Below are 13,923 nucleotides of genomic sequence, written 5' to 3' on the forward strand. Positions count from 1 at the left end.
ATCATCCTCGGGAAAATGAGTGGCTCTGCGACAGCGCAGAGCAGAGTTGTTTTGCGGCGAGGATAATACGCGGGCTTGCGCGCTCAAACCAGTCGCTGTTCAGCGCAATCACGGGTATTTTTAGCTGGCTTTGCCAGTACTGTTCTATTTTAGGAATATCGCCCGCCGAACCGCCTACCACAATCGCCTGAGGCTGGCGCGCCAGAACCTGCTCGCGGCTCACCTGGGGCCAGGGAACACGGCTGGCGGCAAAAATGTTTTCCCCGCCACAGAGCTCAATGACCTGATGTTGCAGGGACCCCTGGCTGGTCGTGAACAGAGGTTGTTGGCCGAACTGGATAAATACCCGCTTTTTCGGCAGGGTGGCGTAGGTGGCTTTTAAGGCTGCATAATCGTTGAGCATCTGCTGTGCGGCCTGTCGGGCCTGGTCTGGCGTCGGGCTCCAGGGGGCGAGATCGCGAAGGGCCTGCGCGACCTGTTCAATGCTGGTGGCATCGATCCACTGCACTTTTATCCCCAGCGAGGCCAGCTGGTTCACCTGACGTTCTGCATTACCGCCGCGCCAGGCCAGCACCAGATCGGGCTTCAGGGCGACGATACGTTCGACATTCATGCCTTGCCAGGTAGCGACCTGCTCAATCTTTGCCGCCTCAGGGGGATAGTCGGAAAAGCTGCTGACCCCGACGGGGGTGATCCCGGCGGCAAAGGCCAGCTCGGTATTGGCTGGGGAGAGGGAGATAACACGCGGCGCGGCCAGAAGCCACGCCGGTGTCAGCAGAAACAGCGCCAGCAGCGCCCTGAGGAGCGGCTTAGCCACGCGCCAGTTTCTGCACCAGGGTCTCAACCATCAGGCTGGACTGTTTGGCTGCGACCACGAGGAACTCGTCGAAGCTCAGGTGAGACTGCTGATCCGCGACGTCGGAGATGGCGCGAACTACCACGAAGGGCACGCTGAAGTTATGGCAGACGTGGGCAATGGCGGTTGCTTCCATCTCAACGGCAATCGCCTGAGGGAAGTTATGACGGATTTTCGCCAGGTTCACGGAGCCATTGATAAAGGCATCGCCGCTGACAATCAGGCCACGCACGGCGTTGAGGTTCAGTTCCGCGATGCAGCTTTCTGCAACGGCAACCAGTTTTTCGTCGGCTTTAAAACCGGCCGGGCAGCCCGGGAGCTGGCCGTACTCGTAACCGAAGGCGGTCACATCGGCGTCGTGATAGCGCGCTTCGTCAGAAACCACGATATCGCCCACTTTCAGGGTTGGCGCCAGGCCGCCCGCAGAGCCGGTGTTAACGATCACGTCTGGCTTGCAGCGCTCCAGCAGAAGGGTAGCGCCCAGCGCGGCGGAGACTTTACCGATACCGGATTTCAGCAGAGCAACTTCTGTACCGTTCAGCGTGCCGGTATAAATCTCGCAACCACCCAGAGAGAGGGTCTGGCGGTTCTCAATTTTGTCACGCAGCAGCGTAACTTCTTCTTCCATTGCTCCAATAATACCGATTTTCATAGATTTACTCGCGATGTGCCTTGTTAAGATGCATAGTCTATCATGCGATTTAGGGGAAACGCATTCTCACGCGGGGGAGCATATGGCACCAATCGATTTTCGCACCAAAATTAACTGGCATCGCCGGTACCGCTCTCCGCAGGGGAACAAGAACGAACATGAGATCCTGCGGATTTTCGAAAGCGACCGCGGACGCATCGTTAACTCGCCGGCGATCCGCCGCCTGCAGCAAAAAACGCAGGTCTTTCCCCTCGAACGCAACGCCGCCGTGCGCACCCGCCTGACCCATTCGCTGGAGGTGCAGCAGGTTGGGCGCTATATCGCCAAAGAGATCTTAAGCCGCCTCAAGGAGCAGCGCCTGCTGGAAACCTACGGGCTGGATGAGCTGACCGGGCCGTTCGAAAGTATCGTTGAGATGGCGTGCCTGATGCACGACATCGGCAATCCCCCCTTTGGTCATTTTGGCGAAGCGGCCATCAACGACTGGTTCCGCCAGCGCCTGTTCCCCTCCGAGGCCGCCAGCCAGCCGCTGAGCGACGATCGCTGCGTGGTTCAGGCTCTGCGGCTGCGTGATGGCGAAGAGACCCTGAACGGGCTGCGGCGCAAGGTGCGTCAGGATCTGTGTCATTTTGAAGGCAATGCGCAGGGCATCCGTCTGGTGCACTCCCTGATGCGCATGAATCTTACCTGGGCGCAGGTAGGGTGCATCCTGAAATATACCCGTCCCGCCTGGTGGCAGGGTGAACCTCCCGCGACGCACAATTATTTAATGAAAAAACCGGGCTACTATTTCTCGGAAGAGGCGTATATCGAGCGGCTCCGGCAGGAACTTTCCCTCACGCAGTATGCCCGTTTTCCATTGACCTGGATTATGGAAGCGGCAGACGATATTTCCTATTGTGTGGCCGATCTGGAAGATGCGGTTGAAAAAAGAATATTCAGCGTCGAGGGGCTTTATCAGCATCTTTATGATGCCTGGGGTAACCACGAGAAAGGGTCCTTGTTCTCACAGGTTGTCGAAAATGCCTGGGAGAAATCGCGCTCCAATTCCCTCAGTCGTAGCACCGAAGATCAGTTCTTTATGTATTTACGCGTCAATACATTAAATAAACTGGTGCCCTACGCGGCTGAGCGCTTTATCGACAACATTGAACAAATTTACCACGGCGAGTTTAATCATGCGCTGCTGGAAGATGACAGCAGCTTTAGCCAACTGCTTGAACTCTATAAAAATGTCGCCATGCGGCATGTGTTCAGCCATCCGGAGGTCGAACAGCTGGAATTACAGGGCTATCGGGTGATAACCGGCCTGCTGGAGATCTACCGTCCACTGCTGCAATTATCCGCCGAGGAGTTCAGCGAACTGGTAGAAAAAGAGCGGGTCCGCCGTTTTCCGATTGAATCCCGGCTATTTCACAAACTTTCGCCGCGCCATCGGCTGGCTTATGTTGAGTCGGTCAGTAAATTTAACCGCCAGCAGCCAGACTGGCCGGTACTGGAGTTTTATTATCGCTGTCGCCTGATTCAGGACTATATCAGCGGAATGACAGACTTATATGCCTGGGATGAATACCGCAAGTTGATGGCGGTGGAATAAGGCGGAGTTTTGTAAAGACGGCCAATAAATTTTTACTTTTTCCAGAAACTTAATGCCGGAACTAAGCGCGTCGAAACGAATCTGATATACACAGCAATTGTGCGTGACCTGTAAATCGAGATTAAGAAACATGAAAAAAACCACTTTAGCAATGAGTGCACTGGCTCTGAGTTTAGGTTTAGCGTTATCCCCTCTGTCTGCCAGCGCAGCAGAGACCGTCTCTTCCGCAGCCACTGCGCAACAGATGCCAAGCCTGGCACCGATGCTGGAAAAAGTGATGCCGTCGGTAGTGAGTATCAACGTTGAAGGCAGCACCACCGTCAACACGCCGCGCATGCCGCGTAACTTCCAGCAGTTCTTCGGTGATAACTCGCCGTTCTGCCAGGAAGGTTCCCCGTTCCAGAGCTCACCGTTCTGCCAGGGCGGGGCGGGTGATGGCAACGGCGGCGGTCAGCAGCAGAAGTTTATGGCGCTGGGTTCCGGTGTGATCATTGATGCGGCCAAAGGCTATGTGGTCACCAACAACCACGTGGTGGACAATGCCAGCAGCATCAAGGTTCAGCTGAGCGACGGGCGCAAGCTTGATGCCAAAATCGTCGGGAAGGATCCGCGCTCTGATATCGCGCTGATACAGATTCAGGATCCAAAAAACCTGACGGCAATTAAGCTGGCCGACTCTGATGCCCTGCGCGTCGGGGATTACACCGTGGCAATCGGTAACCCGTTTGGTCTGGGTGAGACGGTGACCTCCGGTATCGTTTCTGCCCTCGGTCGTAGCGGCCTGAATGCGGAAAACTATGAAAACTTTATCCAGACCGATGCGGCGATAAACCGCGGTAACTCCGGTGGCGCGCTGGTCAACCTGAACGGTGAGCTGATCGGGATTAACACCGCGATCCTCGCCCCGGACGGCGGCAACATCGGGATTGGCTTTGCGATCCCAAGCAACATGGTGAAAAACCTGACCGCACAGATGGTCGAGTTTGGCCAGGTGAAACGCGGCGAGCTGGGTATTCTCGGCACCGAGCTGAACTCCGAGCTGGCGAAAGCGATGAAGGTTGATGCCCAGCGCGGCGCCTTTGTCAGCCAGGTGATGCCAAACTCCTCCGCGGCGAAAGCGGGGATCAAGGCCGGGGACGTGATCACTACCCTGAACGGCAAACCGGTGAGCAGCTTCGCGGCACTGCGTGCAGAAGTCGGCTCTATGCCGGTGGGCAGCAAAGTGAGCCTGGGTCTGCTGCGTGAAGGTAAACCGGTGAACGTGCAGCTGGAACTGCAGCAGAGCAGCCAGAACCAGGTGGATGCCGGCACTATCTTCAGCGGTATCGAAGGTGCGGATATGAGCAATAAAGGGCAGGATAAAGGCGTATCTGTGGATAACGTCAAAGCCAACAGCCCGGCTGCCCGTATTGGCCTGAAGAAAGGGGATGTGATTATCGGCGCCAACCAGCAGCCGGTTAAGAACATCGCTGAACTGCGCAAAATTCTCGACAGCAAACCCTCGGTGCTGGCGTTGAATATCCAGCGTGGCGATACCTCTCTTTATCTGCTGATGCAGTAATCTGTTCTGCCCCTGTTTCTGTCTGGAAACAGGGGCTTTTTCATTCCTTTCTGTGAACCTTTCCACAAGTCCATACTTCTCCTTCACAGTTTGTGCATTCGCACAATGCGGCCCTGATTAATCTTCCTTATGCTTGAGCTCTGCTCAGAGGAGGGCGACATGGCTGGCTGGCATCTTGATACCAAAATGGCGCAGGATATCGTGGCGCGAACAATGCGCATCATCGACACCAATATCAACGTGATGGACGCACGTGGCCGGATCATCGGCAGTGGCGATCGCGAGCGTATTGGGGAATTGCACGAAGGTGCGCTGCTGGTGCTCTCTCAGGGGCGCGTGGTGGATATTGATGACGCGGTGGCGCGGCATCTGCATGGCGTGCGCCAGGGGATCAACCTGCCGCTGCGTCTGGAAGGTGAGATTGTCGGGGTGATCGGTCTGACCGGTGAGCCGGAGTCTTTGCGCAAATACGGTGAGCTGGTCTGTATGACGGCAGAAATGATGCTGGAACAATCCCGCCTGATGCACCTTCTGGCGCAGGACAGCCGCCTGCGTGAAGAGCTGGTCATGAACCTGATCCAGGCGGAAGAGCATACCCCGGCGCTGACCGAGTGGGCGCAGCGGCTGGGCATCGATCTCAACCAGCCCCGCGTGGTGGCGGTGATTGAGGTCGACAGCGGTCAGCTGGGAGTCGATAGCGCGATGGTTGAGCTACAGCAGCTGCAGAACGCGCTGGCGACGCCGGAGCGCAATAACCTGGTGGCGATCGTCTCGCTGACCGAGATGGTGGTACTCAAACCGGCGTTAAACCAGTTTGGTCGCTGGGATGCGGAAGATCACCGTCGGCGCGTGGAACAGCTGATTGCGCGGATGAAAGAGAACGGACAACTGCGTTTCCGGGTGGCATTAGGCAACTACTTTACCGGCCCGGGCAGCATTGCCCGCTCCTGGCGTACGGCCCGTACCACAATGATGGTCGGCAAGCAGCGTATGCCGGAAAACCGCAGCTATTTTTATCAGGATTTGATGCTGCCGGTGCTGCTGGACAGCCTGCGCGGCGGCTGGCAGGCCAACGAACTGGCCCGTCCGCTGGTACGTCTGAAAGCGATGGATAACAACGGCCTGCTGCGGCGTACGCTGCAGGCGTGGTTCCGTCATAACGTGCAGCCGCTGGCCACGTCAAAGGCACTTTTTATTCACCGCAATACGCTGGAGTACCGCCTGAACCGTATTTCGGAGCTAACGGGGTTGGATCTGGGGAATTTTGACGACCGGCTGTTGCTGTATGTGGCGTTGCAACTGGATGAGCAGCGGTGAGTGAATCGCCCGGTGGCGCTGCGCTTACCGGGCCTACAAAACCACGAATGTAGGCCGGGTAAGGCGAAGCCGCCACCCGGCACACAGCGACGGGTTACTTGTTACGGGTCAACTTCTCAAGATCCGCTTCGATTTCCGTGATCTTGTGGGCAACGACGCTTTCCAGATGACGCAGGTCATCCAGGATCTTCCGCTTCAGATCCACTTCAGTGCGATCGCGCTGGCAAATCTGATCCAGCTCATCAATCACATAGCGCAGATTCGGGCTGATCTCCTGCACCTCTTTGTAACCCTGACCGATGCCATCGGCAACGACAGTTTTACGCTGGCGCGGGTACTTGAACTTCACGCTCTTGGCGAAGAACTCGCCCTTATCCTTGTGGAAATAGATTTTCAGGATATCGTTGTTGGCTTCCTGACGGAGGCTGTAACGGTCAATTTCATCAGGATTAGTAATGCCCAGACTTTTCAGATTATCGTACATAGCGGTACCCTTGATCTCAACATAACCCATGAATAATTCACGAAAAAATCTATTTTCGCCACCCTGAGATATAAAAAAAGCGGGGTTGCCCCCGCTTTTTGTTATACCCGATTAATCGATGGTACGCAGCAGTTCGTTGATGCCAACTTTGCCGCGGGTTTTTGCATCGACTTTTTTGACAATCACCGCACAGTACAGGCTGTATTTGCCATCTTTTGATGGCAGGTTACCGGATACCACTACGGAACCCGCCGGTACGCGACCGTAATGCACTTCGCCGGTTTCGCGATCGTAAATACGGGTGCTCTGGCCGATATAAACGCCCATGGAGATCACGGAGCCTTCTTCCACGATCACGCCTTCAACCACTTCGGAGCGCGCGCCGATGAAGCAGTTGTCTTCGATAATGGTCGGGTTCGCCTGCAGCGGCTCCAGAACACCACCAATACCCACGCCGCCGGAGAGGTGTACGTTTTTACCGATCTGCGCACAGGAACCCACGGTTGCCCAGGTATCCACCATGGTGCCTTCATCAACGTAAGCGCCGATGTTCACGTAGGACGGCATCAGCACGGTGTTGCGGGCGATGAATGCGCCCTGACGAACGGCTGCCGGTGGTACCACGCGGAAACCTTCTTTCTGGAAACGCGCTTCGTCGTAATCAGCGAATTTCATCGGGACTTTATCGAAGTAGCGGCTTTCCGCACCGTCGATAACCTGGTTATCGTTAATACGGAAAGAGAGCAGTACCGCTTTCTTCAGCCACTGGTGAGTGACCCACTGACCGTCGATCTTTTCGGCTACACGCAGCGCGCCGGAATCAAGCAGAGAAATCACCTGATTGACCGCCTCGCGGGTCACGGTATCCACATTTGCCGGAGTAATTTCGGCGCGACGCTCAAAAGCGGACTCAATAACGTTCTGTAACTGCTGCATAGTTCAACTCTTTCCAGGTAAAAAAAAACATCACCCTTTATCGTTTGGATTGAGGGCTGCTGTCAACCGTTGTTGCACTTCCTGTTGCAGGGCATTATTAAGCCCACGACGGTCGGCTGTGGCGATTATAAATAAATCTTCTACTCGCTCGCCAATGGTTGTAATTCTGGCCCCATGCAGCGAAATTCCCAGATCGGCAAACACCTGCCCGACCCGGGCCAGCAGCCCTGGCTGGTCAAGGGCGATCAGCTCGAGGAAGGATTTCCGGTCGGTATGCGTCGGCAGGAAATTGACCTCGGTATCGACGGTAAAGTGGCGCAGTTTCGCCGGCTGTCGACGCGGTTGCGGTGGCTGCCAGCTGTGCTGGGTGATCGCCTGCTCCAGCCCGTAGCGAATCGGCTCGTGACGATCCGCGGACAGCGGACTGCCGTCCGGCTCCAGCACGATAAAGGTATCCATCGCCATGCCGTCGCGGGTAGTGAAGATTTGCGCGTCGTGTACGCTGAGGTTACGTCTGTCGAGTTCGGCGCAGACCGCGGCAAACAGGTAAGCGCGATCGGGGCTCCAGATAAAGATCTCCGTTCCCCCGCGGGTTGCCTGCGGGCTGAGCAGGATCAGCGGTTTGGTCAGATCGTGCTGTAACAGATGACGGGCGTGCCAGGCCAGCTGGTTCGGGCTGTGGCGTACAAAATAGTTGGCGCGACAGCGCGCCCAGATCAGATGCAGCGCCTCTTCATTTATATTCTCCATCCGTAACAGCGCCAGGGCCTGCATCTGGTGATGACGCACGCGTTCGCGCATGTCCGGCGTGCTCTGCATGCCGCGACGCAGCTGCTTCTCGGTGGCGAAGTAAAGTTCGCGCAGCAGGCTCTGCTTCCAGCTGTTCCACAGCGTCTCGTTGGTGGCGCAGATGTCCGCCACCGTCAGGCAGACCAGGAAACGCAGGCGATTCTCGGTCTGCACCTCTTCGGCAAACTGTTTGATGACCTCGGGATCCTGAATATCGCGCCGCTGAGCGGTGACCGACATCAGCAGGTGATGGCGAACCAGCCAGGCCACCAGCTGCGTTTCGCGCGAATTGAGCCCATGCAGCTCGGCAAATTTCAGCACGTCTTCCGCGCCGAGGATTGAGTGGTCGCCGCCGCGCCCTTTGGCGATATCATGGAACAGGGCGGCAATCAGGATCAGCTCCGGGTTGGTCAGGCGCGGCCAGAGTTCAACGCAGAGCGGGTGACGGCTGCGCACCTCCTCCTGGGCGAAACTTTCCAGCTTCAGCATTACGCGGATGGTGTGTTCGTCAACGGTATAGGCATGGAACAGGTCAAACTGCATCTGGCCGACGATATGCGACCACTGCGGCATATAGGCCCAGAGCACGCTGTGACGGTGCATCGGCAGCAGCCCGCGGCTTACCGCGCCAGGGTGGCGCAACATGCTCAGGAACAGCGACCGTGCTTCCGGGATGTAGCACAGAGGCTGAGTCAGGTGGCGGCGGGCGTGGCGCAGGTGGCGCAGGGTAGTGGAGTAGATCCCGGTGATGGTGCTGTTACGCACCATGGCGTAGAACATGCGCAGGATCGCTTCCGGCTTACGGATAAACAGCGTCTCGTCGCGCAGATCGATTAAGGTGCCGCGCAGCTGGAATTCATCATCTATCGGGCGCGGTTTTTCATCCGCGGTGAGAGCCAGGATCGCCTCGTCGAACAGCTGCAACAGCATCTGATTCAGTTCCCCCACGCGGCGGGTGACGCGGAAGAAGTCCTTCATCATCTGCTCAACCGGTTCGTTGCCCTCACCGCTGTAGTGCAGGCGCTGGGCGACGCTCAACTGACGGTCAAACAGCAGGCGGTTATCGTAGCGGGTCACTTCCAGATGCAGGGCAAAACGGATGCGCCACAGCAGATGCAGACACTCATTCAGCTCGGTACGTTCGGCTTCGGTGAGAAAACCAAAACCGACCATCTCATCCAGCGAGGTGGCGCCGAAATGGCGGCGGGCCACCCACTGCAGGGTATGGATATCGCGCAGGCCGCCGGGGCTGCTTTTGATATCCGGCTCCAGGTTATAGCTGGTGCCGTGGTAGCGCTGGTGGCGCACCTGCTGCTCATCGACCTTGGCGGCGAAGAACTTCTCCGAGGGCCAGAAGCCGTCGCTGAAGATGTGCTTTTGCAGCTCAAGGAACAGGGCCACGTCGCCAATCAGCAGGCGCGATTCAATCAGGTTGGTGGCGACGGTGAGATCGGATAACCCCTCCAGAAGACACTCTTCCAGGGTGCGCACGCTGTGGCCGATTTCAAGCTTAACGTCCCACAGCAGGGTCAGCAGCTCGCCGATCTTCTGCGCCTGTTCGTCAGGCAGCTTTTTCCGGCTCAGGATCAGCAGGTCGATATCTGAAAGGGGATGCAGCTCGCCGCGGCCATAGCCGCCGACGGCGACCAGCGCCACATCGCCCAGCTGACCAAAACCGTAGTCAATCCATAAGCGCTGCAGGAGCTGATCGATAAATTCCGTGCGCGCTTCGATAAGCGCTTCAGCGGAGATCCCACTGTCAAAGGTGTCACCCAGCCAGCGCTGGAAGGTATCGATATGCGCTTTGATGCCGGCGCAGGTCAGCTCGGCCGTCGGCCAGACGCCGGGGTTATCCGGCTGGCCAGGCAGGGTGGGGAGGGCCGTATTGGCATACTGTTCGGGTAAAAGGTTACTCATTGCGCGCCACCCATAAGAAAAAACGATAGCCATTAAAAAAGCCGGCATTTGCCGGCTTCTTATCATGCGTCTTGCGAGAGTATCGCCGGGATAGTGTCATCCTTGCGTAACGTCAGAATTTCGCAGCCGTTGTCGGTCACCACAATAGTATGCTCATACTGGGCAGACAAGCTCCGGTCTTTGGTTTTCACCGTCCAGCCATCTTTCATGGTACGGATGCGGTAGTCGCCCGAGTTGACCATTGGCTCGATGGTGAAGGTCATGCCCGCCTGCAGCACCACGCCGCCGTCGTCTGCATCATAGTGCAGAACCTGTGGCTCTTCATGGAAGACGCGGCCAATACCGTGACCGCAGTATTCGCGCACCACGGAGAAACCTTCTGCTTCAACGAATTTCTGGATAGCCGCACCGAGGGTACGCAGGCGAATGCCTGGCTTGACCATCTTCAGTGCCAGGTAGAGGCTTTCCTGGGTCACTTTACACAGGCGCTCGCCCAGAATGGTCGGTTTGCCGACGATGAACATCTTAGAGGTGTCACCGTGGTACTCGTCTTTAATGACGGTGACGTCGATGTTAACGATGTCGCCATCTTTCAGCAGCTTTTCGTCATCCGGGATACCGTGGCAGACCACTTCATTAATAGAGATGCAGACTGACTTCGGGAAGCCGTGGTAGCCAAGGCAAGCGGAGATTGCCTGCTGCTCGTTCACGATGTAATCATTACAGATGCGATCCAGCTCGCCGGTGCTGACGCCCGGTTTGACGAATGGCTCGATCATTTCCAGCACTTCAGCGGCCAGACGACCGACGACGCGCATTTTTTCAATTTCTTCAGGTGTCTTAATAGAGATAGCCATGTAATCTGTCCATCAGTGTCGTTTTTTTCGACAATACTAGTCTAAGTGTTGTCAATGGTATCAGTCTGGCGCACATGCTGCCAAATTGAGATTCCTTCACCGCACACACCGCCAACAATTGTTGGTTTCGGGTAGCATTTTGTGGTATAAAGCGCGCCGGACTTCCGATCCATTTCAGATACACAGGATGGACGGGAGCGACAAATCTCACTTTGTGTAACAACACACACGTATCGGCACATATTCCGGGGTGCCCTTTGGGGTCGGTAATATGGGATACGTGGAGGCATAACCCCAACTTTTAAATAGAGGTTTTAAAACATGGCAACTGTTTCCATGCGCGACATGCTCAAGGCTGGTGTTCACTTCGGTCACCAGACCCGTTACTGGAACCCGAAAATGAAGCCTTTCATCTTCGGCGCACGTAACAAAGTTCACATCATCAACCTTGAGAAAACTGTACCAATGTTCAACGAAGCCCTGGCTGAGCTGAACAAGATCTCTTCCCGTAAAGGTAAGATTCTGTTCGTTGGTACTAAGCGCGCTGCAAGCGAAGCTGTGAAAGAAGCTGCTAACAGCTGCGACCAGTTCTTCGTGAACCATCGCTGGCTGGGCGGTATGCTGACTAACTGGAAAACCGTTCGTCAGTCTATCAAGCGCCTGAAAGATCTGGAAACCCAGTCTCAGGACGGTACTTTCGAAAAGCTGACCAAAAAAGAAGCGCTGATGCGCACTCGTGAGCTGGACAAGCTGGAAAACAGCCTGGGCGGTATCAAAGATATGGGCGGCCTGCCAGACGCGCTGTTCGTTATCGATGCTGACCACGAGCACATCGCAATCAAAGAAGCTAACAACCTGGGTATCCCAGTATTCGCAATCGTTGATACCAACTCCGATCCGGACGGTGTTGACTTCGTTATCCCGGGTAACGACGATGCAATCCGTGCTGTTAGCCTGTACCTGAGCGCTGTAGCTGCTACCGTTCGTGAAGGCCGTTCCCAGGATCTGGCTTCTCAGGCGGAAGAAAGCTTCGTAGAAGCTGAATAATAAGGTTCTACCCCTTATTAGTACCGTGTATGAATAGGGGCCAATTATCGGCCCCTTTTTTCAATTTATACTGTTTGGCTTCTGGCCGGGCAGTTCACATCTCCCGAGGATTTAAGAATGGCTGAAATTACCGCATCCCTGGTAAAAGAGCTGCGTGAGCGTACTGGCGCAGGCATGATGGATTGCAAAAAAGCGCTGACTGAAGCGAACGGCGACATCGAGCTGGCAATCGAAAACATGCGTAAATCTGGTGCGATCAAAGCAGCTAAGAAAGCAGGCAACGTTGCTGCTGACGGCGTGATCATCACTAAGATCGACGGCACCTACGGCATCATTCTGGAAGTTAACTGCCAGACTGACTTCGTTGCTAAAGATGGCGGTTTCCAGGCATTTGCTAACAAAGTTCTGGACGCAGCTGTTGCTGGCAAAATCACCGACGTTGAAGTTCTGAAAGCACAGTTCGAAGAAGAGCGTGTTGCCCTGGTTGCTAAAATCGGTGAGAACATCAACATCCGTCGCGTTTCTTCCCTGGAAGGCGAAGTACTGGGTTCATACCAGCACGGCGCGCGTATCGGTGTTCTGGTTGCGGCTAAAGGCGCTGACGAAGAGCTGGTTAAACAGCTGGCAATGCACATCGCTGCAAGCAAGCCAGAATTCGTTAAGCCAGAAGACGTGTCTGCTGAAGTTGTAGAAAAAGAGTACCAGGTTCAGCTGGACATCGCCATGCAGTCTGGCAAGCCAAAAGAAATCGCAGAGAAAATGGTTGAAGGCCGCATGAAGAAATTCACCGGCGAAGTTTCTCTGACTGGCCAGCCTTTCGTTATGGATCCAAGCAAAACTGTTGCTCAGCTGCTGAAAGAGCACAACGCTGACGTAACTGGCTTCATCCGCTTCGAAGTGGGCGAAGGCATCGAGAAAGTTGAGACTGACTTCGCAGCAGAAGTTGCTGCAATGTCCAAGCAGTCTTAATCAGCGAAAAGAAGCCGCCTGAGGGCGGCTTCTTTTTGTGTACGTTATGTGTAAATCAGCCAGACGCCTATAGTGTCTGTGTTGAGATGCGATATATCATGTCGCCAGAATTAACCCCATCTTAATCGTTGACAGTCCCAGGAAAGAAATATGGCTACCAATGCAAAACCCGTTTACAAACGCATTCTGCTTAAGCTGAGTGGCGAAGCGCTGCAAGGGTCGGAAGGCTTCGGTATTGACGCAAGCATCCTTGACCGCATGGCGCAGGAAATCAAAGAACTGGTTGAACTGGGCATCCAGGTTGGCGTAGTCATTGGCGGTGGTAACCTTTTCCGTGGCGCGGGTCTGGCAAAAGCAGGCATGAATCGCGTGGTGGGCGACCACATGGGTATGCTGGCAACGGTCATGAATGGCCTGGCTATGCGTGATGCACTGCATCGTGCCTATGTGAATGCACGCCTGATGTCCGCTATTCCGTTGAATGGCGTGTGCGATAACTACAGCTGGGCCGAAGCCATCAGCCTGCTGCGCAACAACCGCGTGGTGATCCTCTCCGCCGGTACGGGTAACCCGTTCTTTACCACCGATTCCGCGGCCTGCCTGCGTGGTATTGAGATCGAAGCCGATGTGGTACTGAAAGCGACCAAAGTAGATGGCGTGTTTACTGCCGATCCGGCAAAAGATCCTGCTGCCACCATGTACGATCAGCTGACCTACAGCGAAGTGCTGGATAAAGAGCTGAAAGTGATGGATCTTGCCGCCTTCACGCTGGCTCGCGACCACAAACTGCCGATCCGTGTCTTCAACATGAACAAGCCTGGCGCGCTGCGTCGCGTGGTCATGGGTGAAAAAGAAGGCACTTTGATCACGGAATAATTTCCGTCGACGATAAATACAGGTAAGATTCCGCTTTACTTTGTAGTGATATCTTACCTGGACGC

Annotated in this window: 12 protein-coding genes; 6 read left to right on the forward strand and 6 right to left on the reverse strand. The window is 55.5% G+C overall.

The genetic code is table 11. The features are described from left to right. Position 1: 1 nt before the first annotated feature. Both btuF and mtnN read right to left on the reverse strand, forming a co-directional pair. A complete protein-coding gene (gene btuF, locus GNG27_RS04150) occupies positions 2-817 on the reverse strand; it encodes a vitamin B12 ABC transporter substrate-binding protein BtuF (RefSeq protein WP_142488290.1) in 816 nt (271 codons plus the stop codon). Beyond that, entirely contained in the window at positions 810-1,508 is a 699-nt protein-coding gene (mtnN, locus tag GNG27_RS04155; protein ID WP_156262940.1) for a 5'-methylthioadenosine/S-adenosylhomocysteine nucleosidase, read from the reverse strand. Before mtnN ends, btuF begins: the two co-directional genes overlap by 8 nt. 82 nt (positions 1,509-1,590) lie before the next feature. Between mtnN and dgt the strand changes: the two genes are divergently transcribed. From dgt to cdaR, 3 genes are all read left to right on the forward strand, one after another. Further along, a complete protein-coding gene (gene dgt, locus GNG27_RS04160) occupies positions 1,591-3,105 on the forward strand; it encodes a dGTPase (RefSeq protein ID WP_156262941.1) in 1,515 nt (504 codons plus the stop codon). Between the two features lie 130 nt (positions 3,106-3,235). Then, positions 3,236-4,666: a serine endoprotease DegP gene (degP, locus tag GNG27_RS04165; protein ID WP_142488293.1), complete on the forward strand. Its 1,431-nt coding sequence runs from the start codon at positions 3,236-3,238 to the stop codon at positions 4,664-4,666. A gap of 159 nt (positions 4,667-4,825) precedes the next feature. Next, complete coding sequence (cdaR, locus tag GNG27_RS04170; protein ID WP_039030313.1) at positions 4,826-5,983, forward strand: DNA-binding transcriptional regulator CdaR; 1,158 nt, start codon at positions 4,826-4,828, stop codon at positions 5,981-5,983. A gap of 94 nt (positions 5,984-6,077) precedes the next feature. Here cdaR and GNG27_RS04175 read toward each other — a convergent pair whose 3' ends face one another. The 4 genes from GNG27_RS04175 to map form a co-directional block, all read right to left on the reverse strand. Next, the gene (locus tag GNG27_RS04175; protein ID WP_032616607.1) at positions 6,078-6,467 is read right to left on the reverse strand and encodes a DUF3461 family protein; all 390 of its coding nucleotides are present in this window, start codon (positions 6,465-6,467) and stop codon (positions 6,078-6,080) included. Between the two features lie 111 nt (positions 6,468-6,578). After that, positions 6,579-7,403 carry a 2,3,4,5-tetrahydropyridine-2,6-dicarboxylate N-succinyltransferase gene (gene dapD, locus GNG27_RS04180; RefSeq protein ID WP_008501915.1) on the reverse strand — a complete coding sequence of 275 codons (825 nt, stop codon included), beginning with the start codon at positions 7,401-7,403 and terminating at the stop codon, positions 6,579-6,581. A gap of 30 nt (positions 7,404-7,433) precedes the next feature. Beyond that, positions 7,434-10,109, reverse strand: coding sequence for a bifunctional uridylyltransferase/uridylyl-removing protein GlnD (gene glnD, locus GNG27_RS04185; protein ID WP_142488294.1), 2,676 nt, complete (start codon positions 10,107-10,109; stop codon positions 7,434-7,436). 62 nt (positions 10,110-10,171) lie between these two features. Further along, the gene (gene map / locus GNG27_RS04190; protein WP_156262942.1) at positions 10,172-10,966 is read right to left on the reverse strand and encodes a type I methionyl aminopeptidase; all 795 of its coding nucleotides are present in this window, start codon (positions 10,964-10,966) and stop codon (positions 10,172-10,174) included. A gap of 321 nt (positions 10,967-11,287) precedes the next feature. Between map and rpsB the strand changes: the two genes are divergently transcribed. The 3 genes from rpsB (at position 11,288) to pyrH (ending at position 13,858) form a co-directional block, all read left to right on the forward strand. Beyond that, the gene (gene rpsB, locus GNG27_RS04195; RefSeq protein ID WP_032616611.1) at positions 11,288-12,013 is read left to right on the forward strand and encodes a 30S ribosomal protein S2; all 726 of its coding nucleotides are present in this window, start codon (positions 11,288-11,290) and stop codon (positions 12,011-12,013) included. Between the two features lie 117 nt (positions 12,014-12,130). Beyond that, entirely contained in the window at positions 12,131-12,982 is an 852-nt protein-coding gene (tsf, locus tag GNG27_RS04200) for a translation elongation factor Ts (RefSeq protein WP_142488296.1), read from the forward strand. Positions 12,983-13,132: 150 nt separating this feature from the next. Then, positions 13,133-13,858 (forward strand): UMP kinase, encoded by a 726-nt coding sequence (gene pyrH / locus GNG27_RS04205; protein ID WP_032616613.1) that lies wholly within the window; start codon positions 13,133-13,135, stop codon positions 13,856-13,858. Positions 13,859-13,923: the final 65 nt, after the last annotated feature.

This window comes from Leclercia sp. 119287 (genome assembly GCF_009734485.1).
In the GTDB taxonomy this organism is placed as follows: Bacteria; Pseudomonadota; Gammaproteobacteria; order Enterobacterales; family Enterobacteriaceae; genus Enterobacter; species Enterobacter adecarboxylatus_C.